This window comes from Nocardioides sp. HDW12B (assembly GCF_011299595.1).
Taxonomy (GTDB): domain Bacteria; phylum Actinomycetota; class Actinomycetes; order Propionibacteriales; family Nocardioidaceae; genus Marmoricola_A.
The window spans coordinates 2,178,787-2,205,192 of sequence record NZ_CP049867.1 but is presented as its reverse complement, the minus strand read 5'-3'; the positions used below and the strand labels follow the sequence as shown (position 1 = coordinate 2,205,192).

Here is a 26,406-nt window from a genome sequence, read left to right as displayed (position 1 = left end):
CCGACTGCCCCGACGTCGTCCACCTGGGGATGACGCGCAGGTCCTTCCCGGGACGACCCAGGTCCCACCGGAGGACTGACGACCGGGGACGCCGTGCGGACCGAGGGTGGGAGCCATGACGAACACAACGCTCCCCGCTCCCGACACCACCACGACCCCCTCGGCCGCTCCACCAGGTGCCCGACTGGTCCGGCTGGCGCTGCCCGCCGGCCTGGTCGCCGCCGCCGTCGGGGTCCCCTCCGACCTCTACCACTTCACGATCGAGACCCGAGCCGCCGCGTCCGACGAGTTCCTCTTCGCCGCCCATGGCCTCGGGCTGGTCACCGCGATGGTGCTGGCCTCGGTCGCCCTCCTGGGGCTCGCGCTGCGCGCCGGGCACGTGCTCGGCAGGCCCGGCCGGACGTGCGTCGGGCTGGCCTACGTCGGCACCCTGCTCGTGCTCGGCAACATCACGACCGAGGCCTTCCAGATGCGGCTGGCGCCCGAGGCGCTCGACGACCCGACCGGCTACTCGCTGCTCGTCATCGTGGTGTCCTACGGGATCTTCGCCGTCGGCTGGACCGGTGTCGCGCTCAGCCTCGGACGCCACGAGCTGGTCTCGCCCGGCGTGACGCTGCTGATGTGCCTGGGCGCGCTCTACGCCTTCACCCCGTTCCCCGGCTCCTACATCCTGCTGCTGCTCGGCATCGCGGCCGCGGTGGTCTCCGCCCGGCGGGGCACCGAGGCCCGACGCGGCGAGGACGCCCGAATTGGCGAAGTGGCCCGACGCAGCGAGGCGGCTCAGCCCACCACGGAGAAGGAGACGTCGGCGGCGACCCGGTAGGGCCGCGTCGCCACCAGGGCGCCGACGGTGCGCCGCAGCCGGCTCACCTCGGCGCGGACCGTCACCTGGTGGGCGTCGTCGCCGAACAGCGCCCGGCTCAGGTCGGCGGCGGTCAGGCCCGTGCGGCCGGCCGCCGCCAGCTGCTGCAGCACGGCGGCGTGGCGCGGCGAGAGGGGTGTGCGCCAGCTCCCGTCGGCGGAGCTCACCGCGAGCACCGCCTCGTCCGCGGTCAGGTCGAGCGTCGCCGTCACGGTGGCGTCGCCGGCCGACGGTCGCACCAGCCAGCCCTCGGAGAGCCGCTCGGGCAGGCAGAGCCCGAGGCCGGGCACGGCGAGCGCCCGCTGCGCGTCCGGTACGGCGATCCGGTCCCGGGCCGCCACGCCGGTGTGGTGCGCGACCCAGCCGTGGTCGTCGACCAGCAGCAGGGGCCCCGACGTGGTGGCGAGCACGTGCTCGGCGGAGCGGCGCAACCGCTCGAGCCGCTCCTGGTGGTGACGCCAGAGCTGGGCCTCGGCCAGCTTCGCGGCGGTCTCGACCAGCGCGATGATCGCGGGGTGCAGCGTCAGCGCCGGGCCGCTGACGTCGACGACCCCGAGCAGCTCACCGGTGCGGGGGTCGTGCAGGGGCGCGGCCGTGCAGTACCACGGGATCTGGCCCTCCTCGAAGTGCTCGGCCGAGAACAGCTGCACCGGCGCGGCCTCGGCCAGCGCGGTCCCGATGGCGTTGGTGCCGACGTGGTCCTCGGTCCAGGTGGCGCCCTCGCTGAAGCCGAGCGAGTCGGCCTGCTGCAGCACGCGCGCGGACCCCTCGCGCCACAGGATGACGCCGTCGGGGTCGGTGACGACCGTGATGAAGCGCGAGGCGTCGGCGACGCTGCCGAGCACGGCCCGGATGTCGTCGATGACCAGCGAGAGCGCCGAGCCGCGGCGCCGACGCTCGACCTCGGCCCGGCCGAGCGGGTCGCGGGCGTTGGTGCGGGTGGGGTCGAGGCCGAGCCGCATCACCCGCGTCCACGACCGGGCCACCAGCGGACGCGGTGCCACCGGCGGGCTCGCGCCGCCCAGGACGGCGTCGTGCATCCGCCGCAGGGCGCGGGCGTGGACCCCCAGGTCGGTGCCGGGCTGCACCGCGCCGTACGCCGTGGTCCTCACGGGCCCACCCTAGGCGGCCGGTGTGACCGGCACCACAGGCCGCGTGGTGGGAATGCAACGTCGTGCAACCCTTCCGCGCCCGGCGTACGGCGCGGTGTGCTGGGGGCCCGCCGGCGTGACCGGCGCCACACGCACCCGAGCCCGAAGGAGTGTCCCGATGACCGACACGATGGAGCGCCCCGCCGAGACCGACGCCGGCTCGGCCCCGGCGCGCGCCGACGCCTGGCTGGCCTCGTTCGAGGAGGCGCTGAAGGCCCGCGACGTCGAGCGGGCCGCCGGGATGTTCGCCACCGAGAGCTTCTGGCGCGACCTCGTGTCCTTCACCTGGAACATCACCACCGTCGAGCACCGCGCCGGCGTGAGCGACCTGCTCGGCGCCACCCTCGAGCAGACCGACCCCTCGGGCTTCCGCGCCACCGAGCCGGCCACCGAGGACGACGGCGTCGTCACGGCGTGGTTCGCCTTCGAGACCGCGGTGGGCCGCGGCACCGGCCTGGTGCGGCTCGTGACCGAGGACGGCGAGGACCGGGCGTTCACGTTCCTCACCACCCTCGACGAGCTCAAGGGCCACGAGGAGCCGAAGCGCGGCCGGCGCCCGATGGGCGCCGAGCACGGCGCCAACAAGCAGCGCGCCACCTGGAAGGAGCAGCGGCAGGCCGAGGCGGAGAGCCTGGGGTCGACGACGCAGCCCTACGTGCTGGTCATCGGCGGGGGACAGGGCGGCATCGCGTTGGGCAGCCGGCTGCGGCAGCTCGGCGTACCGGCTCTGATCGTCGACAAGCACCCGCGGCCCGGTGACCAGTGGCGCAACCGCTACAAGTCGCTGTGCCTGCACGACCCGGTCTGGTACGACCACCTGCCCTACATCAAGTTCCCGGAGAACTGGCCGGTCTTCGCGCCCAAGGACAAGATCGGCGACTGGCTGGAGTCCTACGTCAAGGTGATGGAGGTGCCCTACTGGTCCAACACCGAGGCCAAGTCGGCGACATGGTCCGAGGAGGCCGGGGAGTGGACGGTCGAGGTGGAGCGCGAGGGCAAGCCGCTCACGCTCAAGCCGACGCAGGTCGTGTTCGCCACCGGCATGTCGGGCAAGGCGCGGATGCCCGAGATCGAGGGCATGGACGTCTTCCAGGGCGACGTGCACCACTCTTCGCGTCACCCCGGACCGGACGCGTACGCCGGCAAGAAGGCCGTCGTCATCGGGTCCAACAACTCGGCCTTCGACATCTGCGGTGCGCTGTGGGAGCACGACGCCGACGTGACGATGGTGCAGCGCTCGTCGACGCACATCGTCAAGAGCGACAGCCTCATGGAGGTCGGCCTCGGGGCGCTCTACTCCGAGGAGGCGCTGGCGGCGGGGGTGACGACCGAGAAGGCCGACATGATCTTCGCGTCCCTGCCCTACCGGATCCTGCACACCTTCCAGATCCCGATCTACGACGAGATCAAGCAGCGCGACGCAGACTTCTACGACCGGCTCGAGAAGGCGGGCTTCTGGCTCGACTTCGGCGCCGACGAGTCCGGGCTGTTCATGAAGTACCTGCGCCGCGGCTCGGGCTACTACATCGACGTGGGTGCCGCCGAGCTGGTGGCCAACGGCGACGTGAAGCTGGTGCACGGCCAGGTGGTGCGGCTGACCGAGAACTCCGTCGTGCTCGACGACGGCACCGAGCTGCCGGCCGACGTCGTGGTCCTCGCCACCGGCTACAACTCGATGAACGGCTGGGTGGCCGACCTCATCGACCCCGAGACCGCCGACAAGCTCGGGAAGTGCTGGGGACTCGGCTCCGACACCACCAAGGACCCCGGTCCGTGGGAGGGCGAGCAGCGCAACATGTGGAAGCCGACGCAGGTGCCGAACCTGTGGATGCACGGCGGCAACCTCCACCAGTCGCGGCACTACTCGCAGTTCCTCGCGCTGCAGCTGAAGGCGCGCTACGAGGGCCTCGACACCCCGGTCTACGCGCTCGCCGACGTCCACCACACGTCATGAGCGACCTGATGCGGGCGGCACGGTTCCACGGCCGCGGTGACGTGCGGGTCGACGAGGTCCCCGAGCCGGCCACGCGCCCGGGGACGGTGAAGGTCGAGGTGGAGTGGTGCGGCATCTGCGGCACCGACCTTCACGAGTTCCTCGAGGGGCCGATCTTCGCGCCGACCACCGAGGCGCCGCACCCGCTGACCGGGGAGTCGATCCCCATCACGCTGGGCCACGAGTTCGCCGGCGTGGTGGTGGAGACCGGCGACGGCGTGGACGACGTACGCCCGGGGGACCGGGTGGTCGTCGAGCCCTACATCGTCTGCGGGCGGTGCGACGCCTGCGAGCAGGGGAAGTACAACGTCTGCGCGACGCTGGGCTTCGTCGGGCTGTCCGGCGGGGGCGGCGGCTTCTCGAAGTACGTCGTCGCCGAGCGCCGCTGGATCCACCCGCTCGGCGAGCTCGGGACCGACGTCGGGGCCCTGGTCGAACCGCTGGCCGTGGCCTACCACGCCGTACGCCTGTCGGGGGCGCAGCCGTCGCACAGCGCGCTCGTCTTCGGCGCCGGGCCGATCGGCCTGGTGACGACGGCGTCGCTGAAGGCCGTCGGCGTCGAGGAGGTGGTGGTCGTCGAGCCGGCCGGGGTCCGCAAGGAGAAGGCGGTCACCGCCGGGGCCGACCACGTGCTCGACCCGCGCGAGGTCGACGTCGTGGAGGCCGTCAACGAGATCACCCGCGGGCGTGGGGCCGACGTGTCCTTCGAGTGCGCCGGGATCGACCAGGTGCTGGCGACCGCGATCAAGGCCACCCGGGCCGGCGGGACCTGCGTCAACGTCGCGATCTGGGGCCACGAGGCGTCGGTGGCGATGAACGACCTGGTCTTCCGCGAGATCAACCTGCTCGGCAGCCTGGCCTACGCCAACGACCACCCCGCGACGATCGCCCTGATCGCCGACGGCAAGGTCGACCCCTTCCAGTTCATCACCGGCCGGATCGGTCTCGACGACATCGTCGACGGCGGCTTCCGGGAGCTGATCGACAACAAGGAGGAGAACGTCAAGATCCTCGTCCACCCCTGAGGCCCCTAGTTTCGTTCACAAGAACGTTCATGTGACGTGAGAACATCCCACCCGCCCCGTGAACGAACTTGTGCGCGGATGTGACGCGGTTCGACGGGTGCTGGTCGGTGGACACGTGGCACGAGTGAACCCGAGGGGCGTGGCTCAGGCAGCGAAGTGACGGCGCCACGCCTCGGAGGGCGCCGCGAGGTCGGGGTGCCCGAGCTCGTGGAGCGCGGTCCAGACCCGACGAACGGTCGACTCGGGGTCGCGGAAGAGACCTCGTGAGGTGACGCGGAGGTGGCGCCAGGCCTGGTCAGCGAAGAAGTCACCTCGTACGACGTCGCGCTCCCACTGGGGTGCCGACTCGAGATGCTGGCGCCCGTCGTACTCGACTGCCAGACGCACCTGCTCGTACGCGAGGTCGATCTTGACCAGCAGCCGTCCGTCCTTCCCACGGATCTCGAGGTTCACCGTCGGTTCCGGAAGGCCGGCCAGGACGAGCAGCATGCGAAGGCGTGACTCGTTCGGTGAGTCGACGCCGGCCCGGACGTAGGCCGCGGCCTCCGCTGCGCGCTTCGCGTAGCGAGCGGGAGTCGACTCGCAGTAACCCCTCAGGGACGCGGCGGTGGCTCTGCCCGTGGCGACCAACCAGTCGCCCAGGACCACCAGCTCGACCAGGGGCAGAATCCCGGCCAGGTCGAGGAACGTCCGCTCGGGCACGGTCACGCGCAGTCCCTCGAGCGCGTGGACGTCCTGCTCGCGCAACGTGGCCACGTGGCAACGGACGCCGTGGCGTTGGCGTCGTTGGCCCGCCTCAGGCACGGTCACGTGCTCGTCCGGACCCAGGTCGTTCGGAGCGCCCATGAGCCGTGCGGCGCTGGCGTGGCTGGCCACCGCCACGGCGGGGTGGGCGAGCAGTGCAGCCTGGACGCGAAGCACCTTCGAACGAGGGACGCGCCTCGACACGTAGATCCCACCCAGGACACGGGTGAAGTGACGGCTCAGGTCGGCTGGGCGCACACCGTCGGCAGTGGCCTCGGAACGGCGGAACGGTCGGTCGGGCTCGAACATGCCCCGACCGTGACATGCGCCCGACGTCGTACGTCGCTCGCGACTCGAGCTTGTGGAGAACCCCGACCTCACTCCACGCCCCCCACAATCGTTCACAAGAACGATCAAGTGGCTGGTGAGCGTCTCAGAAGGCACATGAACGAACTTGTGCACGAAATGGGACCGGGTGGTGCGGGGCGGGTCAGGGGAGGGTCGGGGTGGTGCGGGTGACGATGGCGCGGAGGTCGGCGGGGGAGGAGGTGAGGGTCCCGAGCGTGCCGCCGTACTCGCCGCCGAGCCGTGAGCCGCAGAAGGCGTCGGCGACCTCGGGCGGGGAGAAGCGGACGAGCAGCGAGCCCTGCAGGCAGGCCGCCATCTGGCCGGCGAGCCGACGGGCCTGGCCCTCGGCCGCCCCGGTGTCGGCCAGCGTCTCCAGCGTCGACTGGATCGCCCGGTCGAGGCGGGCGTCGGCGCCCTGCGCGAGACCGACCTCCTCGATCCACGCCGTCACGGTCTCGGGCTCGCGCGACAGCGCCCGCAGCACGTCGAGGGCGTTGACGTTGCCCGAGCCCTCCCACACGGAGTTCAGCGGAGACTCGCGGTAGATCAGCGGCATCACCGACTCCTCGACGTAGCCGTTGCCGCCCAGGCACTCGAGCGCCTCGGCGGTCATCATCGGCGTCCGCTTGCAGACCCAGAACTTCGCCAGCGGCAGGGCGACGCGCCGCAGCGCCGCCTCGTGCGGGTCCGAGCGCCGGTCCACGGCCGCGGCCAGCCTCATCGCCAGCACGGTCGCGGCCTCCGACTCGACGGCCAGGTCGGCCACGACGTTCTGCATCAGCGGCTTGTCGGCCAGCACCGACCCGAAGGCCGAGCGGTGCGCGACGTGCCACGACGCCTCGGCCACCGCGCGCCGCATCAGCGACGCCGAGCCGAGCACGCAGTCGAGCCGGGTGGCGGCCACCATCTCGATGATGGTCCGCACGCCGCGCCCCTCGTCGCCGAGCCGCTGGGCCCAGGTGCCGTGGAACTCGAGCTCCGACGACGCGTTGGAGCGGTTGCCCAGCTTGTCCTTGAGGCGTACGACGTCCAGCCGGTTGCGTTCGCCGCTCGGCAGGACCCGCGGCACCAGGAAGCACGACAGCCCGCCGGGCGCCTGCGCCAGCACGAGGAACACGTCGTTCATCGGCGCGGAGGTGAACCACTTGTGTCCGAACAGCTCGTACTCCCCGTCGACCGCCGTCGGGACGGCCTCGGTCACGTTGGCCCGCACGTCCGAGCCGCCCTGCTTCTCGGTCATCCCCATGCCGGCCAACACGCCGGCCTTGTCGGCCACCGGCCGCACCCCGAAGTCGTACGTCGTCGACGCCAGCTTGGGCGTCCACTCCTTCGCGATCGCGTCGTCGGTCCGCAGCGCGGGGACGGCGGCGTACGTCATGGAGATCGGGCAGCCGTGACCGGGCTCGGTGTGCGACCACGCCATGAAGCCGGCGGCCCGGCGGACGTGGGCGTGCTGGTCGTCGGAGGTCCAGGGCGTCGCCCCGAGGCCGAAGCCGACGCCGCGCTCCATGAGCCAGTGCCAGGACGGGTGGAAGCGCACCTCGTCGACCCGGTTGCCGAACCGGTCGAACGAGACCAGCTCGGGGTGGTGCCGGTTGGCCAGCATCCCGTGCTCGCGGCCCTCCTCGCTGCCGGCCAGCAGGCCGAGGGGGGAGAGGTCCGCGACGACCGCGTCGGAGGCGTGCCGGGTGACCGCCTCGACCAGGGCCGTGTCCGAGGTCACCACGTCGTGGCCGACCAGCGGCGGAGCCTGGTTCGTCGCTACCCGGTTGTCAGCTCGCATGGCTTTACCGTAGTCGCATGACAACCGAGGGTCGGCGTCCGGCGGGCGGCTCCCGACCCGCCCGGGACGACCCCCGGCCCGCGCGCCCGGCGACGCAGACCCGCACCGGCGAGCCGCTGTGGGTCCGCTTCCGCGACACGCTGTGGCGCCTGGTCGTCTCGACCGTCAGCGCCTGCCTGCGCAACCGCGTCACCGGTCTCGCCGCCGAGGCCGCGTTCTTCGCGCTGCTGTCGCTGCCGCCGCTGATCTTCGGCCTCACCGGCTCCATCGGCTACGTCGTGCAGCGGTTCACCGACAGCCGCATCAGCGAGTTCAAGGCCGACGTGGTCGACCTGGCCCTCCAGGCGTTCACCGAGGACACGGTCGACAAGATCATCGTGCCGACGCTCAACGACACGCTCGGCGCGCCGCGCTACGACGTCATCTCGATCGGTTTCGTGCTCGCGCTCTGGTCGGGCTCGCGTGCCCTCAACGTCTTCGTCGACACCGTGACGATCATGTACGGCCTCGGCGGTCACCGCGGCATCGTCCGCACCCGGGTGCTGTCCTTCGTGCTCTACGTGCTCGGCCTGCTGACCGGCATCGTGACGATCCCCCTGGTCGTGGCCGGCCCGGGACTGGTCGACCAGGTCCTGCCCAGCCGGCTCGACAGCCTCAACGCGCTCTACTGGCCGGCCGTGCTGGTGCTGTGCATCTGCTTCACCGCCACGCTCTACCACGTGTCCGTGCCGGTGCGGACCTCGTGGCGCTACAACCTCCCGGGCGCGATCCTGACGATGGTCATCTGGGTGGCGGGCTCGGCCGTGCTGCGCTGGGTGCTGACCGCGACGGCCGGCGACTCGACCTCGATCTACGGCCCGCTGGCCGCCCCCATCGCGGTCCTGATCTGGCTCTACATCATCGCGATCGCGGTCCTCATCGGTGCGGCGCTCAACGCCTCCTTCGACCAGCTGTGGCCCGAGTCCGGTCCCGCCCGCGCCCGCATCGAGATGGTGCGCCGGCTGCGCCGGGCGCGGATGCTGCGGCTGCACCGTCTCGGCGAGCGTGACGAGGAGGTCCTGAGCGACCCCGAGGTGCTCGCGGACATCGACGACGAGGAGACCGTGCTGATGCGGCGCGAGCCGCGGATCTGAGCCCGCCGGACCGGTCCGGTCGCGGAAATCTCGGTGCCCGGGTCACGGCCGGACCCGTACCGTTGACTGCGTGAGCCACCCCCGCCGCGCCGCCACCCGCTTCGCCGGGTCCGCGAACGGGCGCGTCACCGCGGTCCACCCCGGGGTGGCCGAGGTGGTCCACGACGGGCACCTCTCACGGGCGTCGTACGGCGGAGGGCTGCTGGCCGACATGGCACGCGACCCGGAGCGGGAGCCGCGGGTCGGCGACCGGGTCCGGCTGACCTGCTGGGCCGACGGTCACGTGACCGTCGATCGCGTGGTCGCACGCCCCGTGGCACCCTGAACCCATGGCGAACGTGACGATGCCGACCCCGGTCGCGCTCGCAGGAGGCGCGCTCTGCCTCCTCGGCGGCTACCTCGTGGGGGTCGTGGCCGGGCCCGACACCGAGGACACCGACACCGCCACGGTGGTGAGCTACGACGAGGACGGCCAGGAGCTGTGCCTGTCCGGCGACGCGGCGGCCGAGGCCCCGCAGAGCGAGGACGGCGAGCTGTGCGGTCAGTGGCGACGCATCGACGGGGGCCCGGACCCGGAGGAGGGCGACCAGTTCCGCTTCGCCACGCTCTCGAGCGATCCGGGGGACGCGGGCGACGTCACGACGCTGATCTACGGCGACGTGGTGCGGTGAGGCGACCCCCCGCCCGCACCCGGACCGCGTAGATTCGTCGCCGTGCCCGACGAGACCGAGTCCGCGACCGGCCTCGGGATCAAGTTCCCCGCGGTCCGTCACTCGCCGTGGTGGGTGCTCACCCGCCGCATCCTGGTGGCGGTCGGCATCCTGGCGTTCACGGTCTTCCTGGTCTACGTCGACCGCAAGGGCTACGTCGACAACAGCGACCCGACGAACGAGATCAGCCTCGTCGACGCGATGTACTACACGACCGTCACCCTCTCCACGACCGGGTACGGCGACATCGCCCCGGCCTCGCAGGGGGCCCGCCTGGTCAACGCCTTCGTCATCACGCCGTTGCGCATCGCCTTCCTGGTGCTGCTGATCGGCACCACGATCGAGGTGCTGGCCAGCCAGGGCCGCGAGATGTTCCGCGCCGCACGTTGGAGGAAACGCATGGACCAGCACGTCGTCGTCGTCGGCTACGGCACCAAGGGGCGCAGCGCCATCGCGACCCTCATCGGCAACGGCCTGAGCCGTGAGGACATCGTGGTGGTCGACCCCACGTCGTCGGCGATCCAGGAGGCCAACAACGACGGGCTCACCGTCGTGGTCGGCGACGCCACCCGTCGCGACGTGCTCCGCCGGGCGGGGGTGGCCAAGGCGCAGCAGATCATCATCACGACCGACCGTGACGACTCGACGGTGCTGTCGGTGCTCAACGCCCGCCAGCTCAACTCCTCGGCTTACATCGTCGCGGCGGTGCGGGAGGGAGACAACGTCGCCCTGGTGCGCCAGAGCGGCGCCGACGCGGTCGTCACCTCCTCCGACGCGGTCGGGCGGCTGCTCGGGCTGTCGGCGGTGAGCCCCGCGCTGGGGTCGGTGATCGACGACCTGCTCAGCTACGGCGACGGGCTCGAGGTGGCCGAGCGCGAGCTGCTGGTGCCCGAGGTCGGCAAGCAGCCCCAGCAGCTGCCCGACCAGGTCATCGCGGTGGTGCGCGACCAGACGCTGCACCGCTACTACGACCCGGTGGTCACCCAGCTGGCCCGGGGTGACAAGCTGATCGTGGTCCGGCCGGCCAAGGAGCTGCCGTGGGCCCCGCGGCCGGGCACGCACAACGAGGACACCGCCGACGACGAGTGAGCCGAGTGAGTCGTCACGCACGGGGCACGGTGAGGACATGACCCGCTACGCGTTCGACTTCGCCGCCGCCTACCGCGCGCCCGCCCTGCTCTTCGGCATCACGCCGCGCACGGCCTGGGTCGAGCTCGACGAGCGCACGCTGCACGTCCGCTACGGGCCGTGGTCCCTGACCACCCCGGTCACGAACCTCGCCGACGTCGTGCGCACCGGCGGCTTCGCCTTCCTCAAGACCGCCGGGCCCCCGCACCTGTCGTTCTCCGACCGCGGCATCAGCTTCGCCACCAACGACGGGCAGGGGCCTGCGGGGCCGGACGACAAGCGCGCGCTGTGCGTCTCGTTCCACACCCCCGTGCCCGGCATCGACCCCACGGGTCGCATCAAGCACCCGGGCGCGACCCTCACGGTCGCCGACCCCGACGCGCTGGAGCAGCGGATCCGCGGTCTGCTGCCGGCCTGAGGCCGGGTCTCAGTAGTCTGCTCCCATGTCCGACACCGTCCCCGCCCGGCGCGTCCGGCCCTCGCGCTGGGACCCGCTGACCGTCGGTGTCGACATCGGCGGCACCAAGGTCCTCGCCGGGGTGGTGGACTCGACCGGCCAGGTCCTCGCCGTCCAGCAGCGCCCCACGACCGGTCACGACGTCGCCGCGGTGGAGGACACGATCGTCGACCTGGTGCGCGAGTTCTCCCGCGAGTACGACGTCGCGGCGGTCGGGGTGGGCGCGGCCGGCTTCGTCGACGCCACCCGCTCGGTCGTGATGTTCTCGCCGCACCTGAACTGGCGCCGCGAGCCCCTGCGCGCGCGGGTCGCTGAGCGGGTCAAGGTGCCGGTGGTGGTCGACAACGACGCCAACACGATGGCGCTGGCCGAGAGCAACTTCGGGGCCGGCAAGGGGCACCGCTTCGTGCTGTGCATCACCCTCGGCACCGGCATCGGCGGCGCGCTGGTGCTCGACCACCGGGTCTACCGCGGCACCCACGGCATGGCGGGGGAGTTCGGCCACATGCAGGTCGTGCCGAACGGTCACCGCTGCGAGTGCGGCAACCGGGGGTGCTGGGAGCAGTACGCCTCGGGCAACGCGCTGGTGCGCGACGCCCGCGAGCTCATCCGCGCCCACTCGCCGATGGCCCACCACCTCCGCGAGGTGGTGGCGGGCGACCCGATGCTGCTGCAGGGCCCGCAGATCACCCAGGCCGCCCGGGACGGCGACCCGCTCTCCATCGAGCTCATCGCCGACGTCGGCAACTGGCTCGGCGTCGGGCTGGCCGGCATGACCGCCGCCTTCGATCCCGGCTGCATCATCGTCGGCGGGGGGCTGTCCGCGGCGGGTGACCTGCTGCTGGACCCGACCAAGCAGGCTTTCACCCGGGCGCTGACAGGTCGCGGCTTCCGCGACGAGCCGGTCATCGTGGCCGCCGAGCTCGGCCCGCAGGCCGGGTTCATCGGCGCGGCCGACATGGCGCGCTCGGCCGCCCGCCGGTCCCGCCGCTCCCGCGGGCGCCGCCGGGACCGTCCCGTGCGTCGTCGCACCGTCCGCAGCGAGGGACCCGTCGAGGGCGTCCTGCGGGCGCTGCGCGACCCGATGCGCTGACCCCGACGCCCCTCGGTGACCGGGCTCAGCGGTCGACGAGCGTGGTCTCGTAGGAGTACAGGTCCGGTCGGTACAGGTGGTCGGCGTGCTCCACCGCCCGCCCGCTGTCGTCGTACGACGTGCGCTCCATCGTCAGCAGCGCATCGGCGACCTTGACGCCGAGCAGCCTGCTCTCGCGCCGGTCGGCGAGCCGGGCGCAGATGGTCTGGTGGGCGACCCGGAGGTGGATGGCGCGGGTGCGGAAGAGCTCGTAGAGACCGGTGGCGGTGAAGTCGACGTCGCCGAGGTCGGTCACCGACGCCGGGACGTGGTTGCGCATCAGCGCCAGTGGCTGGCCGTCGACGCGGCGGACGCGCTCCAGGCGCCAGACCGGGGTGCCGACCGGGCAGCCGAGCCGGGTGGCCGGGCCCTCGTCGGCGGGCACCAGGGCGAGGTCGAGGACGTCGGTGGTGGTGTGGTGCCCGGTGCGCCGCAGGTCGTCGTAGAGGCTGGTCAGCTCGACCGTCCGTCGGATGGGGGCCTGTACGACCTGGGTGCCGACGCCGCGCTTGCGCACGAGCATGCCCTTGTCGACCAGCAGCTGGATGGCCTGGCGCATGGTCGGGCGGGACACCCCGAGCTGGTCGGCCCAGGCGACCTCGTTGGCGATCCGGTCGCCTGCGACGAGGTCGCCGTCACGGATGGCGCGCTCGAGCTGCTCGGCCACCTGGAAGTAGAGCGGCACCGGGCTGGAGCGGTCGAGCACGACCTGCGGCTGGAACACAGACGGGAGCATAGCCACGCCGACGGGCCTTTCGTCCATATGTCTGGACAAAGTCTTGACGCCAGCGAATCCGTGTGACGACAATCTCACCCATGCCGGTCTCCCCGTCCCACACGGCCCACCCGTCCGTCCCGTCACCGGTCCGCGACCGCATCGCGGGCGCCCCCATCTCCTGGGGCGTGTGCGAGGTCCCGGGCTGGGGCTACCAGCTCGACGCCCCCACGGTCCTCGAGCAGATGCGTGACCTCGGGCTGGCCGCGACGGAGTTCGGACCGGTGGGCTTCCTGGGCTCGACGTCCGAGGATCTCGCCGCCCGCCTGTCCGCCCACGGCATGACCGCGGTCGGCGGCTTCCTGCCGGTGCTGCTGCACGACCCGGGCCACGACCCGCTGCTGGAGGTCGACCGGTTCATCGACGACTGCCTGGCCACCGGGGCCGGCGTCGTCGTGCTGGCCGCCTTCACCGGCGTCGAGGGGTACGACGACCGCCCGGTCCTCGACGACACCGGCTGGCAGGCGCTGCTGGACAACCTCGACCGGGCCACCGACCTGGCCGCAAACCGCGGCGTGGTGGCGGCCCTGCACCCCCACGTGGGCACGATGGTCGAGACCGGCGAGGAGACCGAGCGGGTGCTCGCCGGCTCCCGCGTCGGGCTCTGCGTCGACACCGGCCACCTCCTGGTCGGCGGGGCCGACCCGGTCGCGCTGACCGCCGCCCACCCCGAGCGCGTCGTCCACGTCCACCTCAAGGACGTCGACGGTGAGCTGGCCGAGCGCGTCATCGCCGGCGAGACGAGCTTCGGCGACGCGGTCCGCGACGGGCTCTTCGTGCCGCTGGGCGAGGGCTCGGTCGACGTCGCGACGCTGGTCCGCACGCTCGAGGGCGCCGGCTACGGCGGCTGGTACGTCCTGGAGCAGGACGTGAAGCTCGCCGGGCGCCCCGAGGGCGAGGGCCCGGTCGCCGACGTCCGCCGCTGCCTCGACTACCTCGAGGACGCGGTCCGGTGACGGCCGGCTTCGAGGTCCTCACGATGGGCCGGGTCGGGGTCGACATCTACCCCGAGCAGATCGGCGTACCGCTCGAGGACGTCAGCTCCTTCGGCAAGTTCCTCGGTGGCAGCCCCACCAACGTCGCCGTCGCCGCCGCCCGCCACGGCCGCCGGTCCGCGGTCATCACCCGCACCGGCGAGGACCCCTTCGGACGCTTCGTCCACCAGGCGCTGCGCGGCTTCGGGGTCGACGACCGCTACGTGTCCGCCGTGGCGGACCTGCCGACCCCGGTGACGTTCTGCGAGATCTTCCCGCCCGACGACTTCCCGCTCTACTTCTACCGCCGACCCACCGCGCCGGACCTCCAGATCCGCGCCGAGGACCTCGACCTCGAGGCGATCGCGGCCGCCGACATCTTCTGGGTGACCGGCACCGGCCTGTGCGAGGAGCCGTCCCGCGAGGCCACCATGGCCGCGCTCGCCGCCCGCGGGGAGCACGGCACGACGGTGCTCGACCTCGACTACCGCCCGATGTTCTGGTCCTCGCCCGACGAGGCCCACACCCACGTCAGCCGGGCGCTCGCGCTGGTCGACGTGGCCGTCGGCAACAAGGAGGAGTGCCAGGTCGCGGTGGGGGAGTCCGACCCCGAGCGCGCCGCTGCCGCGCTGCTGGACGCCGGAGTGGACCTCGCCGTCGTCAAGCAGGGACCGGCGGGCGTGCTGGGCGTGCGCGGCGACACCTCGGTGGTGGTGCCCCCGGTGCCGGTCGACGTCGTCAACGGCCTCGGAGCCGGCGACGCCTTCGGCGGCGCCCTGTGCCACGGGCTGCTGGCCGGCTGGGACGTGGAGCGGATGCTCCGCTTCGCCAACGCCGCCGGGTCCTTCGTCGCGGGCCAGCTGGCGTGCGCCGACGCGATGCCGACGACGGCAGAGCTCGACGCCCTGCTGGAGGGGGCAGCATGAGCGCCCCCACGTCGTACGCCGACCGTGTGGACGTCGGCGCGCTCGTCACCACCCGCGTGCGCGAGCCCGGGCAGGTGGCCCGGCTGGCCGAGGCCCGCACCCGCCCGACCGGTCTGGTCGGCAGCACCGGCCGGCTGATGCTCGTCGCCGCCGACCACCCGGCCCGCGGCGCTCTCGGCGCCGGGTCCGACCCGATGGCGATGGCGCACCGCGGTGAGCTGCTCGGCCGGCTCGCGGCCGCGCTGGAGCGCCCCGGTGTCGACGGCGTGCTGGGCACCCCCGACATCCTCGACGACCTCCTGCTCATGGGCGCGCTCGAGGGCAAGGTGGTCATCGGGTCGATGAACCGCGGTGGCCTCGCCGGCACCGTCTTCGAGCTCGATGACCGCTTCACCGCCTACGACGCCGAGCAGATCGAGCGGTCCGGCTTCCAGGGCGGCAAGATGCTCGTGCGCATCGACCCCGACGACCACGCCAGCGTCGCCACCCTCGAGGCCTGCGCCCGGGCGGTCGGCGACCTCGCCGACCGCGGCCTCATGGCCATGGTGGAGCCCTTCCTCTCGCACCGCGTCGACGGCCGGGTGCGCAACGACCTGAGCACCGACGCCGTGGTCCGCTCCGCCGCCGTGGGCGCCGGGCTCGGCCGCGCGAGCGCGCACACCTGGCTGAAGCTCCCGGTGGTCGACGACATGGACCCGGTGCTCGACTCCACCACGCTGCCCGTGCTGCTGCTCGGCGGGGAGGTGTCGGCCGACCAGGAGGCGCAGTTCGCCCGCTGGAAGCGCACGCTGACCCACCCGCAGGTGCGCGGCATGGTCGTCGGCCGCTCCCTGCTCTACCCGCCCGACGGCGACGTCGCCGCCGCCGTCGACACCGTCCTGGAGATGATGTGAGCACCCCCGTCCACGTGACGCCCGAGTCGGCCGGCTGGGGCTACAGCGGCCTGGCCGTGCTCGCCCTCGGCCCGGGGGAGAGCGCGACGTGGTCCACCGGCGAGGCGGAGACGCTGGTGCTGTCGCTGGAGGGGGCCTGCACGGTCGCGCTCGGCGACGAGACGTTGGCCGTCGCCGGCCGCCGCGACGTCTTCGACGGTCCCAGCGACTTCGTCTACGTCCCCCGCGACGCCGAGGTCACCGTCACCTCCGAGACGGGCGGACGCTTCGCCCTCCCGTCGGCCCGCTGCGAGCGCGTGCTGCCCTTCCGGCACCAGCCCGCGGACGCCGTACCGGTCGAGCTGCGCGGAGCCGGACAGGCTTCGCGTCAGGTCAACAATTTCTGTACGCCGGACGCATTCGACGCCGACGCCCTGATCGCCTGCGAGGTGCTGACTCCCGGAGGCAACTGGTCGTCGTACCCGCCGCACAAGCACGACGAGCAGAGCGACACCGAGTCCGAGCTCGAGGAGATCTACTACTTCGAGGTCGCCGACGGGCCGACCGGCGCCGACGGCTCCGCCCGCCCCGGGATCGCCTACCAGCGCGTCTACGGCCACCCGGGCAAGGAGATCGACGTGCTCCAGGAGGTCCGCACCGGCGACGTCGTGCTCATCCCGCACGGGTGGCACGGTCCGTCGATGGCGGTTCCCGGCTACGACCTCTACTACCTCAACGTGATGGCCGGACCGGGCGACGAGCGGGCGTGGAAGATCTGCGACGACCCCGCCCACACCTGGGTGCGCGGCACCTGGGACGACCAGGAGGTCGACCCCCGGCTGCCCTTCCGGCGCCGCCCCGACGACCAGCACCAGGAGGACGTCCGATGAGCACCACCCGCCTCACCGTCGCCCAGGCGGTCGTGCGCTTCCTCGAGGCCCAGCACGTGGAGCGCGACGGGGTCGAGACGCCCTTCTTCGCCGGCTGCTGGGGCATCTTCGGCCACGGCAACGTCGCTGGCGTCGGTCAGGCGCTGCTCGAGCGCGAGGTCGCGGCGCGGGAGGGCCAGGAGCAGGGCCACGTGCTGCGCTACCACCAGGCCCGCAACGAGCAGGCGATGGTGCACGCGGCCGTCGGCTACGCCCGGCACCGCGACCGGCTCGCCGCCTTCGCCTGTACGGCGTCCGTCGGCCCGGGCGCGACCAACATGGTCACCGGCGCCGCGCTGGCCACCATCAACCGCATCCCGGTGCTGCTGCTGCCCGGTGACGTCTTCGCCACCCGGGTCTCCAACCCGGTGCTCCAGGAGCTCGAGGACCCGACGTCGATGGACGTCAGCGTCAACGACTGCTTCAAGCCGGTCTCGCGGTTCTGGGACCGCGTCAACCGGCCCGAGCAGCTCCCGCTGTCGCTGCTGGCCGCGATGCGGGTGCTCACGGACCCGGTCGAGACCGGCGCGGTGACCCTGTCGCTGCCGCAGGACGTCCAGGCCGAGGCGTGGGACTTCGACGACGACCTCTTCGCCCGCCGGGTCTGGCACGTCGCCCGTCCGCCGGTCGAGGACGCCGCCCTCGCCCGGGCGGTGGCGACGATCCGCTCGGCGCAGCGCCCGTTGCTGGTCGCCGGCGGCGGCACCATCTACTCCGGGGCCACCGACGCGCTGCGCGCCTTCGCCGAGGCCACCGGCGTGCCGGTCGCGGAGTCGCAGGCCGGCAAGGGGTCCCTGCCCTACGACCACCCGCGGTCCGTGGGCGCCGTCGGCGCCACCGGCACCACCGCGGCCAACGCGCTGGCGGCCGAGGCCGACGTCGTCGTCGGGGTCGGCACCCGGTGGAGCGACTTCACGTCGGCCTCCAAGACCGTCTTCGCCCACCCGGACGTGCGCTTCGTGAACCTCAACGTGGCCTCGGTCGACGCGCACAAGCTCTCGGCCGTCGTCGCGCAGGGCGACGCCCGCCGCGGGCTCGTGCAGCTCACGGAGTCGCTGGCCGGCTGGAGCGCGCCGGACGCCCACACCGCTCGGGCCACGGAGCTGGCGCAGGAGTGGGACGCGACCGTCCAGCGCTCGCACGACCTGGGCCACGCCCCGCTGCCGGCCCAGTCCGAGGTGCTCGGTGTCGTCAACCGGGTCAGCCGCCCGCAGGACGTGGTGGTCTGCGCCGCCGGCTCCATGCCGGGCGACCTGCACAAGATGTGGCGCACCCGCGACCGCAAGGGCTACCACGTGGAGTACGGCTTTTCCTGCATGGGCTACGAGATCGCGGGCGGCCTGGGCGTCAAGATGGCCGCCCTCGACACCGGCGAGGACCGCGACGTCGTCGTCATGGTCGGCGACGGGTCCTACCTGATGATGTCGCAGGAGATCGTCACCTCCGTGCAGGAGGGCGTGAAGCTGATCGTGGTCCTGGTCCAGAACCACGGCTTCGCCTCGATCGGCGCCCTCTCGGAGTCGTTGGGGTCGCAGCGCTTCGGCACCCGCTACCGCTACCGCACCGAGCGCGGCCTCGACGGCGACGTGCTGCCGGTCGACCTCGCCGCCAACGCGGCCAGCCTGGGCGCCCACGTCATCCGGGTCTCCGGCGTCGACGAGCTGGAGAAGGCGTTCGCCGAGGCCCAGGCCGCGGACGTCACGACCGTGATCCACGTCGAGACCGACCCGACCGTGCCGGCCCCCGACAGCCCCGCCTGGTGGGACGTCCCGGTGGCCGAGACCTCCGTGCTCGAGAGCACCCGCGAGGCACGCACGACGTACGAGCAGAACAAGCAGCGGCAACGGAGCCACCTGCGTCCGTCCGACCCGCACACCGAGGAGACCCCGTCATGAGGACGATCGAGCACTGGATCGCCGGCACCAGCACCAGCGGCGCGGGGGAGCGCCGGTCCCCGGTCTGGAACCCCGCCACCGGCGAGCAGCAGGCCGAGGTCGCGCTGGCCGACGCCGCCGACGTCGACGCCGCGGTGGCCGCCGCCCGGGAGGCGTTCGTCGAGTGGGGTCAGGCGTCGCTGAGCACGCGCACCAAGGTGCTCTTCGCCTTCCGCGAGCTCGTCAACGCCAACGTCGACCGCCTCGCGGCCGCCATCACCGACGAGCACGGCAAGGTGCTCTCGGACGCGGCCGGCGAGGTGCAGCGCGGGCTCGAGGTCGTGGAGTTCGCCTGCGGCATCCCGCAGCTGCTCAAGGGCGACTTCTCCGCCCAGGTCTCCCGCGGCGTCGACCTCTACTCCTTCCGCGAGCCGCTCGGGGTCTGCGTGGGCATCACCCCGTTCAACTTCCCGGCCATGGTCCCGATGTGGATGTTCCCGGTCGCCATCGCCTGCGGCAACACCTTCGTGCTCAAGCCGAGCGAGCGCGACCCGTCGGCCGCGCTGATCCTGGCCGAGCTGTGGGCCGAGGCCGGTCTGCCGGCCGGCGTCTTCAACGTCCTGCACGGCGACAAGGAGGCCGTCGACGGGCTGCTCGCGCACCCCGACGTCGACGCCGTCTCCTTCGTCGGCTCCACCCCGATCGCGCGCTACATCCACGAGACCGCCGGTCGCCACGGCAAGCGCGTCCAGGCCCTCGGCGGGGCGAAGAACCACGCGATCATCCTCCCCGACGCCGACCTGGAGTACGCCGCCGACCAGCTCGTCGCGGCCGCCTTCGGGTCGGCCGGCGAGCGCTGCATGGCCATCTCGGCCGCCGTGACGGTGGGCGGCGTCGGCGACGCGCTGCTCGAGCAGGTCAACGCCAAGGCACGGAAGATCCAGGTCGGCTCGGGCCGGGACTCCGGCAGCGAGATGGGACCCGTGGTCACCGCCGAGGCCCGCGACCGCATCGAGCGGCTCGTCGGCACGGGGCAGAGCCAGGGCGCCGAGGTCGCGGTCGACGGTCGCGGCGTGACGGTCGCCGGGCACGAGGGCGGCTTCTTCGTCGGACCCACGGTGGTCGACCGGGTCACCCCCGACATGGACGTCTACCGCGAGGAGATCTTCGGTCCCGTGCTCTCGGTGCTGCGCCTCGACGACGTGGACGCGGCGATCGACCTGATCAACGCCAACCCGTTCGGCAACGGCACCGCGATCTTCACGTCGAGCGGCGAGGCGGCGCGCCGCTTCCAGCGTGGCGTCCGGGTCGGCATGATCGGCATCAACGTGCCGATCCCGGTGCCGATGGCCTACTACTCGTTCGGCGGCTGGAAGGACTCCCTGTTCGGTGAGCACCACATCCACGGTCCCGAGGGCGTGTCGTTCTACACGCGCGCCAAGGTCGTCACCGCCCGGTGGCCCCACGTGGAGCACGCCGAGCACCAGCGAGCGCAGTTCAGCTTCCCCACCGCCCAGTGAGGGCACCACGATCGACCGATGACCAAGCATCGGTCACAGTCCGCGACACGCGGTCGACAAGGAGGAACACCATGAAGATCCGACGGATTCTCTCCGTGGGCATCGCGGCGAGCGCGCTCGTGCTCGCGGGCTGCAGCACCGGCGAGGAGGGCAGCAGCGGCGGCGAGAGCAGCGGCGGCGACAGCGAGAGCAGCAGCGGTGGTGGCGGCAGCACGTCCGCCGAGGACGTGCGCATCGACGTCGTCACCCACGCCGCCCCCGGCGACTCGTTCTGGGACGTCGTCAAGGCCGGCAGCGACCGCGCCGGCGAGGACCTCGGCATCGACGTCCGCTACAACTCCTCGCCCGACCCGGGCGAGCAGAGCACGCTGATCGACAACGCGGTGGCCGACGGCACCGGCGGGCTCGTGGTCTCCATGGCCAACCCCGACGGCCTGGAGACCGCCATCCGCGACGCCGTCGAGGCGGGCGTCCCGGTCATCACGATCAACTCCGGCATCGACGACTGGCAGGACTTCGGGGCCATCACCCACGTCGGCCAGTCCGAGACCATCGCCGGTGAGACCGCCGGGGAGCAGCTGACGGAGGCCGGCGTCACCAACGCCATCTGCGTCATCCAGGAGCCCGGCAACATCGCCCTCGAGGAGCGGTGCCGCGCCGCGGCCTCGACCTTCGGTGGCGACATGACGAACCTGCAGACCGACAACACCGACCTCGCCGGTTCCCAGGCCACGATCGAGTCGGCCCTGAGCGCCGACGACTCCGTCGACGGCATCCTCGCCCTCGGTGGCGACATGGCCGGCCGTGCGGTCGCCGCGGTCGAGACCTCGGGTCGCGACGTGCAGGTCGGCACCTTCGACCTCAACGCCGACGTGGCCGGGCTGGTCGAGGACGGCAGCCTGCTGTTCGCCATCGACCAGCAGCCCTACGTCCAGGGCTACCTCGGCGTCACCGGCGTCTACCTCAAGCTGATCAACGGCAACGACGTGGGTGGTGGCCAGCCCATCAACTCGGGTCCCGCCGTCATCACGCAGGAGAACGCCGCCGAGGTCCTCGAGTTCGCCGAGGGCGGCACCCGCTGACCCGCGCCGGGGCCGGGCCGCCCGCGACACCCTCGTGAGCGCCCCGGCCCCGGCCCCGGCCGGCAGCACCCCCAGCACACCAGCACCTCGCAGTACACCGCAGCCCCCAGCACACCGCACCAGCACCAGCACCGCCCGCAGACCGGTCCCGCCCGGGACAACCGGCGAAGGAGACGCACATGAGCACCACCACAGCACCGGAGCGGTCCGACCCGCCCGCAACCGAGACCGACGAACGGATCTCCTCGTCCGGCCGGTTCACCAAGGTCCTGCGACGACCCGAGATCGGCGCCATGGCCGGCGCGCTCGTGATCTTCCTCTTCTTCGCGCTCCGCACCGACTCGTTCTTCGAGCCCGCCGGCGCCAGCACGTGGATCTTCAACGCCTCCACCATCGGCATCATGGCCGTGGCGGTGTCGCTGCTGATGATCGGCGGCGAGTTCGACCTGTCCGCGGGAGCCATGATCGGCACCACCGGGCTGACCACCGGCATCCTGATGACGGAGTACGACCTCAACGTCTGGTTGTCGATCCTGATCTCGCTCGTGCTCGCGCTCGCGATCGGCGCGCTGAATGGGTCGCTGGTCATGTGGACCAAGCTGCCCAGCTTCATCGTCACGCTCGGCACCTTCTTCGTGCTCCAGGGCGTGAACCTGGCGGTCACCAAGATCCTCATCGGCAAGGTGTCGGTCACCGGCCTGCAGGACGCGGCCGGCTACTTCGACGGCAAGCAGATCTTCGGCTCCTTCGTGAACATCGACATGGGCTGGGTGCCGTGGCTGGAGGAGAACGACGTCAAGACGACGCTGACGCTCTACGCCGCCACCTTCTGGTTCGTCGCGGTGACCGCGGTGGCGACCTGGGTGCTGCTCCGCTCGCGCGCGGGCAACTGGATCTTCGCCGTCGGCGGCGCGCAGGTCAGCGCCCGCCAGGTCGGTGTCCCGGTCTTCAAGGCCAAGGTCGGCCTCTTCATGACCACCGCCTTCGCCGGGTGGCTGGTCGGCATGCTCGGGCTGTTCAAGACCACCACGGTGCAGAGCACCACCGGTGTGGGCGACGAGTTCATCTTCATCATCTGCGCCGTGGTCGGCGGCTGCCTGCTGACCGGCGGCTACGGCTCGGCCATCGGGGCCGCCTTCGGCGGGCTCATCTACGGCATGGTCCAGCAGGGCATCCCCCAGGCCGGCTGGGACAACGACTGGCTCTACGCCTTCCTCGGCGTGATGCTCCTCGGGGCGGTGCTGGTCAACAACTGGGTCAAGACACGAGCGGAGTCCATGCGATGAGCACCCCGGAAACCAACACCGGCACCACGTCCGAGAGCCCGCGCGACGCGAAGGCGGCGGCCGAGAAGGGCACGACGCTCATCGAGGTCCGCGACATCGGGAAGTCCTACGGCTCGGTCATCGCGCTGCGAGACGTCACCACCACGGTCAACGCCGGTGAGGTCACCTGCGTGCTCGGCGACAACGGCGCCGGCAAGTCGACCTTCATCAAGATCCTGGCGGGTGCGCACACCCACACCGACGGCGCGCTCGTCGTCGACGGCGAGGAGCGGCACTTCTCGTCGCCGCGCGAGGCCCTGAACCTCGGCATCGCCACCGTCTACCAGGACCTCGCCGTCGTGCCGCTCATGCCGGTGTGGCGCAACTTCTTCCTGGGCTCGGAGATGACCAAGGGCATCGGCCCGCTCAAGCGCCTCGACATCGCCGGGATGAAGAAGGTGACCAAGGCCGAGCTGTCGGCCATGGGCATCGACCTGCGCGACGTCGACCAGCCGATCGGCACGCTGTCCGGCGGCGAGCGCCAGTGCGTCGCGATCGCCCGCGCGGTCTACTTCGGCGCCCGGGTGCTCATCCTCGACGAGCCCACGGCGGCGCTCGGCGTGCGCCAGTCCGGCGTGGTGCTGAAGTACGTCGCCAAGGCACGCGACCGCGGGCTCGGCGTCATCTTCATCACCCACAACCCGCACCACGCCTATCCGGTCGGCGACCGCTTCATGCTGCTGCGCCGTGGTCGCAGCATGGGCAACTTCCCCAAGGCCGAGATGACCCTCGACGACCTGGTGCAGATGATGGCCGGCGGCGCCGAGCTCGAGGCGCTGAGCCACGAGCTGGCGCGCGAGATGCCGGACTCCGAGGTCGCGAAGACGATGCAGGCGGAGGTGGCGGAGACCCTCAACACCGACCCGGGCCGCCCCAGCGCAGCGGCGCAGGCGGCCGCGGCCGGTGGCACCGCCACGAGCACCGGGAGCGAGGACACCACGCGATGACGACCCGCGACCTCGGCGTCGCGGTGGTGGGGTTCGGCTGGATGGGTCAGGTGCACGCGCGCGCCTGGGCCCGGCTGCTCCAGCACTACCCCGACAGCCCCGTGCGCCCGCACCTCGTGGCGGTCGCCGACCCCGACGAGCGCCGCCGGACCGAGGCGCTGTCGGCGTACGGCTTCGCGGACGCGCACGCGGAGTGGCGCGACCTGCTGGCCCGCGAGGACGTCGACGTCGTCAGCGTCTGCGGCCCGAACTTCGTGCACCGCGAGATCGGGGTGGCGGTCGCGGAGTCGGGGCGCCACCTGTGGATCGAGAAGCCCGCTGGTCGCTCGGCCGACGACACGAGCGCGATCGCCGCCGCGCTGAGCAAGGCGGGCGTGCGCTCCGCGGTGGGGTTCAACTACCGCAACGCCCCGGCGGTCGAGCGCGCGCGGCAGCTCGTCGCCGACGGCCGGCTCGGGAGGGTGGAGAGCGTGGAGGTGCGGCTGCTGGCCGACTACTCCGCCCACCCGGACGGCGGGCTCTCGTGGCGCTTCGACCCGGCCTACGCCGGCACGGGCGTCCTCGGCGACCTCGCCTCCCACGGCTTCGACCTCGCGACGTACGTCGGGGGAGAGCGCGTGGGTGCCATCAGCGAGCTGGTCGCCGACCAGGCCACGTTCATCCGCGAGCGGCCGGTCGTCACCGGTGCGGTCTCGCACTTCGCCCGCGGCGGCGAGGGACCGCGCGGGCCGGTCGGCAACGAGGACCAGGCCTCCGCGCTGCTGCGCTTCGCCGAGGGCGCCACGGGCTACCTGACGGCTTCCCGGGTGGCGGTGGGGGAGCAGTGCGCCTACGGCATCGAGGTCCGCGGGACCCACGGCGCGCTGTCGTGGGACTTCCGGCGCATGGGCGAGCTGCGCGTGTGCCTGGACCAGGACTTCCAGGACGCCGCGTGGCAGACGCTGCTCGTGCGACCCGGGGACGGCGAGATGGCGGCGTTCCAGCCGGGGTCGGGCGTGGCGATGGGCTACGACGACCTCAAGGTCGTCGAGGCCCGGCGGCTGGCCGAGAGCATCAGCACCGGGGTCCCGCTCGGTGCCACGATCGAGGACGCGGTCGTCACCGCCGGCCTCGTCGACGCCATGGTGACGTCCTACGAGGAGAAGCGGTGGGTGAGCCTGTGAGCACGACTGCGACCGGCCCGAGCGGGGGGACCGGCCTGGTGCGGATCGGCGTCGTCGGCGCCGGTGCCATGGGCGCCGCGCACGTCGAGACCCTGGCGCGCTGGGTCCCTGGGGCGGCGGTGACGGCGGTGTACGACGCCGATGCCGACCGGTGCGCCGAGGTCGCCGCGGGGGTGGGGGCGCGGGCCGCCGACTCCGCGGAGTCGGTGATCAGCGGTGACGACGTGGACGCGGTCCTCGTCGCGGCCCCCGACCCGCTGCACGAGGACCTGGCGCTCGCCTGCCTGGCGGCGGGGAAGCCTACGCTGTGCGAGAAGCCGCTGGCGACCTCGGCCGAGGGATCGCGCCGCGTCGTCGAGGCGGAGGTGGCGCTGGGTCGGCGCCTGCTCCAGGTCGGCTTCATGCGTCGCTTCGATCCCGCCTACCTCGAGCTGCGCGCCGCCGTCCACGACGGCTCCATCGGCGAGGTGCGGGCCATGCACTGCCTGCACCGCAACGCCTCCGCCCACCCGTCGGCGACGTCGGAGGGCGTGCTGGTCAACTCCATGATCCACGAGTTCGACTCGGTGCCGTGGCTGCTCGACGACCCGCTGACCGCAGTCACGGTCTTCGCGCCGACGGTGCCGGAGGGCACGCTCCAGGACGTGCAGGTGGCGGTGCTCGAGACGGCCGGCGGCCGGGTGGTGACCGTCGAGGTGTCGGTCAACGCCCGCTACGGCTACGACATCCACACCGAGGTCACCGGCACCGAGGGCACGGTCTCGCTGACGCCGCCGTACGGCATCGGGAGGCGGACGTCCAACCTCGACGGACGCGAGGTGAAAGCGGACTTCGTGACCCGCTTCGTCGACGCCTACCGGGTCGAGCTGGCCTCGTGGGTGCAGGGCGTGCGGTCCGGCGAGCTGCCGGCGCCGTCGGCGTGGGACGCCCACCTGGCCAACCTCGGCGCCTTCGCGGCCGTCGACTCGCTGCACGGCGCGGGCCGGGTCGCGGTGCCGCAGGAGGAGCGCCCCGGCCTCTACGCCTGACGCGCCTCGGACTGCCGGCGGAGCAGGCCGCGCACGTAGGCGGCCTGGCCGCAGTGCTGGATGCAGTCGTCGATGACGCTGACCAGGCGCACGGCGAGCGTCACCGGCGGGTCCCAGCCCTCGTCGACCACCCGGTCGAAGTCCTCGTCCTCGAGGCCGCGCACGATCCAGACGGCGCGGTCGTGCACGGCGTCGTGGTAGCCGCGCAGCAGCTCGGCGCTGGGACGCACGGCCGCGACGTCGGCCTCGTCGTGGCCGTAGCCGATGTCGGCGAGGTCGAAGGGCAGGGCGAAGCCGTCGGCCCAGCCCTCGGTCCACACCTGGTCGACGTCGTCCTGGAGCCCGGCGAGGTGGTCGTCCTCGACGCGGGTGAGGTGCCACACCAGCCAGGCGACGTGGTTGGTGCCCGGCGCCGGGCGGGCGAGCAGCAGCTCCTCGTCGGCGCCGTCGAGGACGTCGTGGACGTGCTCCTGCACGCGGCCGAACAGGTCGATGAGCAGGGCCTGGGACGCGTTCATGGCACCA

Annotated in this window: 25 protein-coding genes; 20 read left to right on the top strand and 5 right to left on the bottom strand. The window is 72.4% G+C overall.

Annotated features, from left to right (window positions below; genetic code table 11):
• Positions 1–115 precede the first annotated feature (115 nt).
• Positions 116–823, top strand: coding sequence for a hypothetical protein (locus G7072_RS10335; RefSeq protein WP_166086062.1), 708 nt, complete (start codon positions 116–118; stop codon positions 821–823).
• On the opposite strand, the gene G7072_RS10330 is transcribed toward G7072_RS10335, so the two are convergent.
• Positions 781–1,974 carry a GAF domain-containing protein gene (locus G7072_RS10330; protein ID WP_240916863.1) on the bottom strand — a complete coding sequence of 398 codons (1,194 nt, stop codon included), beginning with the start codon at positions 1,972–1,974 and terminating at the stop codon, positions 781–783. The two genes, G7072_RS10335 and G7072_RS10330, sit on opposite strands and share 43 nt — an antisense overlap.
• Before the next feature lie 157 nt (positions 1,975–2,131).
• Here G7072_RS10330 and G7072_RS10325 point away from each other — a divergent pair, with 157 nt between their 5' ends.
• Together G7072_RS10325 and G7072_RS10320 are read left to right on the top strand one after the other, a co-directional pair.
• Positions 2,132–3,967, top strand: a complete 1,836-nt coding sequence (locus G7072_RS10325; protein ID WP_166086060.1) for an NAD(P)/FAD-dependent oxidoreductase — start codon at positions 2,132–2,134, stop codon at positions 3,965–3,967.
• An 8-nt stretch (positions 3,968–3,975) separates the two neighbouring features.
• Positions 3,976–5,031, top strand: a complete 1,056-nt coding sequence (locus G7072_RS10320) for a 2,3-butanediol dehydrogenase (RefSeq protein ID WP_166089979.1) — start codon at positions 3,976–3,978, stop codon at positions 5,029–5,031.
• Positions 5,032–5,175: 144 nt separating this feature from the next.
• On the opposite strand, the gene G7072_RS10315 is transcribed toward G7072_RS10320, so the two are convergent.
• Positions 5,176–5,952, bottom strand: a complete 777-nt coding sequence (locus G7072_RS10315; RefSeq protein ID WP_166086058.1) for a DUF559 domain-containing protein — start codon at positions 5,950–5,952, stop codon at positions 5,176–5,178.
• Positions 5,953–6,265: 313 nt separating this feature from the next.
• Positions 6,266–7,906, bottom strand: a complete 1,641-nt coding sequence (locus G7072_RS10310; RefSeq protein ID WP_166086055.1) for an acyl-CoA dehydrogenase family protein — start codon at positions 7,904–7,906, stop codon at positions 6,266–6,268.
• 17 nt (positions 7,907–7,923) lie between these two features.
• Between G7072_RS10310 and G7072_RS10305 the strand changes: the two genes are divergently transcribed.
• The 6 genes from G7072_RS10305 (at position 7,924) to G7072_RS10280 (ending at position 12,427) form a co-directional block, all read left to right on the top strand.
• Entirely contained in the window at positions 7,924–9,039 is a 1,116-nt protein-coding gene (locus tag G7072_RS10305; RefSeq protein WP_166086052.1) for a YihY/virulence factor BrkB family protein, read from the top strand.
• 70 nt (positions 9,040–9,109) lie between these two features.
• Entirely contained in the window at positions 9,110–9,364 is a 255-nt protein-coding gene (locus tag G7072_RS10300) for a hypothetical protein (protein WP_166086050.1), read from the top strand.
• Positions 9,365–9,368: 4 nt separating this feature from the next.
• Entirely contained in the window at positions 9,369–9,710 is a 342-nt protein-coding gene (locus G7072_RS10295) for a hypothetical protein (protein WP_166086048.1), read from the top strand.
• A 42-nt stretch (positions 9,711–9,752) separates the two neighbouring features.
• Positions 9,753–10,838, top strand: a complete 1,086-nt coding sequence (locus G7072_RS10290) for a potassium channel family protein (protein ID WP_166086046.1) — start codon at positions 9,753–9,755, stop codon at positions 10,836–10,838.
• A 37-nt stretch (positions 10,839–10,875) separates the two neighbouring features.
• The gene (locus G7072_RS10285) at positions 10,876–11,295 is read left to right on the top strand and encodes a hypothetical protein (RefSeq protein WP_166086044.1); all 420 of its coding nucleotides are present in this window, start codon (positions 10,876–10,878) and stop codon (positions 11,293–11,295) included.
• A gap of 25 nt (positions 11,296–11,320) precedes the next feature.
• Positions 11,321–12,427 carry an ROK family glucokinase gene (locus G7072_RS10280; protein WP_166086042.1) on the top strand — a complete coding sequence of 369 codons (1,107 nt, stop codon included), beginning with the start codon at positions 11,321–11,323 and terminating at the stop codon, positions 12,425–12,427.
• A gap of 25 nt (positions 12,428–12,452) precedes the next feature.
• Here the strand turns inward: G7072_RS10280 and G7072_RS10275 are convergent, their stop codons facing one another.
• Positions 12,453–13,190, bottom strand: a complete 738-nt coding sequence (locus tag G7072_RS10275) for a GntR family transcriptional regulator (RefSeq protein ID WP_240916860.1) — start codon at positions 13,188–13,190, stop codon at positions 12,453–12,455.
• A 92-nt stretch (positions 13,191–13,282) separates the two neighbouring features.
• Between G7072_RS10275 and G7072_RS10270 the strand changes: the two genes are divergently transcribed.
• From G7072_RS10270 to G7072_RS10220, 11 genes are all read left to right on the top strand, one after another.
• Complete coding sequence (locus G7072_RS10270) at positions 13,283–14,197, top strand: TIM barrel protein (protein ID WP_166086040.1); 915 nt, start codon at positions 13,283–13,285, stop codon at positions 14,195–14,197.
• Entirely contained in the window at positions 14,194–15,141 is a 948-nt protein-coding gene (iolC, locus tag G7072_RS10265) for a 5-dehydro-2-deoxygluconokinase (protein ID WP_277343366.1), read from the top strand. Before G7072_RS10270 ends, iolC begins: the two co-directional genes overlap by 4 nt.
• Positions 15,138–16,034: an aldolase gene (locus tag G7072_RS10260; RefSeq protein ID WP_166086038.1), complete on the top strand. Its 897-nt coding sequence runs from the start codon at positions 15,138–15,140 to the stop codon at positions 16,032–16,034. Before iolC ends, G7072_RS10260 begins: the two co-directional genes overlap by 4 nt.
• Complete coding sequence (gene iolB / locus G7072_RS10255; RefSeq protein WP_206063071.1) at positions 16,031–16,903, top strand: 5-deoxy-glucuronate isomerase; 873 nt, start codon at positions 16,031–16,033, stop codon at positions 16,901–16,903. The genes G7072_RS10260 and iolB overlap by 4 nt, the downstream gene beginning before the upstream one ends.
• The gene (gene iolD / locus G7072_RS10250) at positions 16,900–18,837 is read left to right on the top strand and encodes a 3D-(3,5/4)-trihydroxycyclohexane-1,2-dione acylhydrolase (decyclizing) (protein WP_166086036.1); all 1,938 of its coding nucleotides are present in this window, start codon (positions 16,900–16,902) and stop codon (positions 18,835–18,837) included. The genes iolB and iolD overlap by 4 nt, the downstream gene beginning before the upstream one ends.
• Positions 18,834–20,336 carry a CoA-acylating methylmalonate-semialdehyde dehydrogenase gene (locus G7072_RS10245; RefSeq protein ID WP_166086034.1) on the top strand — a complete coding sequence of 501 codons (1,503 nt, stop codon included), beginning with the start codon at positions 18,834–18,836 and terminating at the stop codon, positions 20,334–20,336. Before iolD ends, G7072_RS10245 begins: the two co-directional genes overlap by 4 nt.
• 71 nt (positions 20,337–20,407) lie before the next feature.
• Positions 20,408–21,418 (top strand): substrate-binding domain-containing protein, encoded by a 1,011-nt coding sequence (locus G7072_RS10240; protein WP_166086032.1) that lies wholly within the window; start codon positions 20,408–20,410, stop codon positions 21,416–21,418.
• A gap of 179 nt (positions 21,419–21,597) precedes the next feature.
• A complete protein-coding gene (locus tag G7072_RS10235) occupies positions 21,598–22,704 on the top strand; it encodes an ABC transporter permease (RefSeq protein ID WP_166086030.1) in 1,107 nt (368 codons plus the stop codon).
• The gene (locus G7072_RS10230; RefSeq protein WP_166086027.1) at positions 22,701–23,690 is read left to right on the top strand and encodes an ATP-binding cassette domain-containing protein; all 990 of its coding nucleotides are present in this window, start codon (positions 22,701–22,703) and stop codon (positions 23,688–23,690) included. Before G7072_RS10235 ends, G7072_RS10230 begins: the two co-directional genes overlap by 4 nt.
• Complete coding sequence (locus G7072_RS10225; RefSeq protein WP_166086024.1) at positions 23,687–24,853, top strand: Gfo/Idh/MocA family oxidoreductase; 1,167 nt, start codon at positions 23,687–23,689, stop codon at positions 24,851–24,853. Before G7072_RS10230 ends, G7072_RS10225 begins: the two co-directional genes overlap by 4 nt.
• Positions 24,850–25,881, top strand: coding sequence for a Gfo/Idh/MocA family oxidoreductase (locus tag G7072_RS10220; RefSeq protein WP_206063070.1), 1,032 nt, complete (start codon positions 24,850–24,852; stop codon positions 25,879–25,881). Before G7072_RS10225 ends, G7072_RS10220 begins: the two co-directional genes overlap by 4 nt.
• Here G7072_RS10220 and G7072_RS10215 read toward each other — a convergent pair.
• Positions 25,872–26,399: a DUF664 domain-containing protein gene (locus tag G7072_RS10215; RefSeq protein ID WP_166086022.1), complete on the bottom strand. Its 528-nt coding sequence runs from the start codon at positions 26,397–26,399 to the stop codon at positions 25,872–25,874. The two genes, G7072_RS10220 and G7072_RS10215, sit on opposite strands and share 10 nt — an antisense overlap.
• Positions 26,400–26,406: the final 7 nt, after the last annotated feature.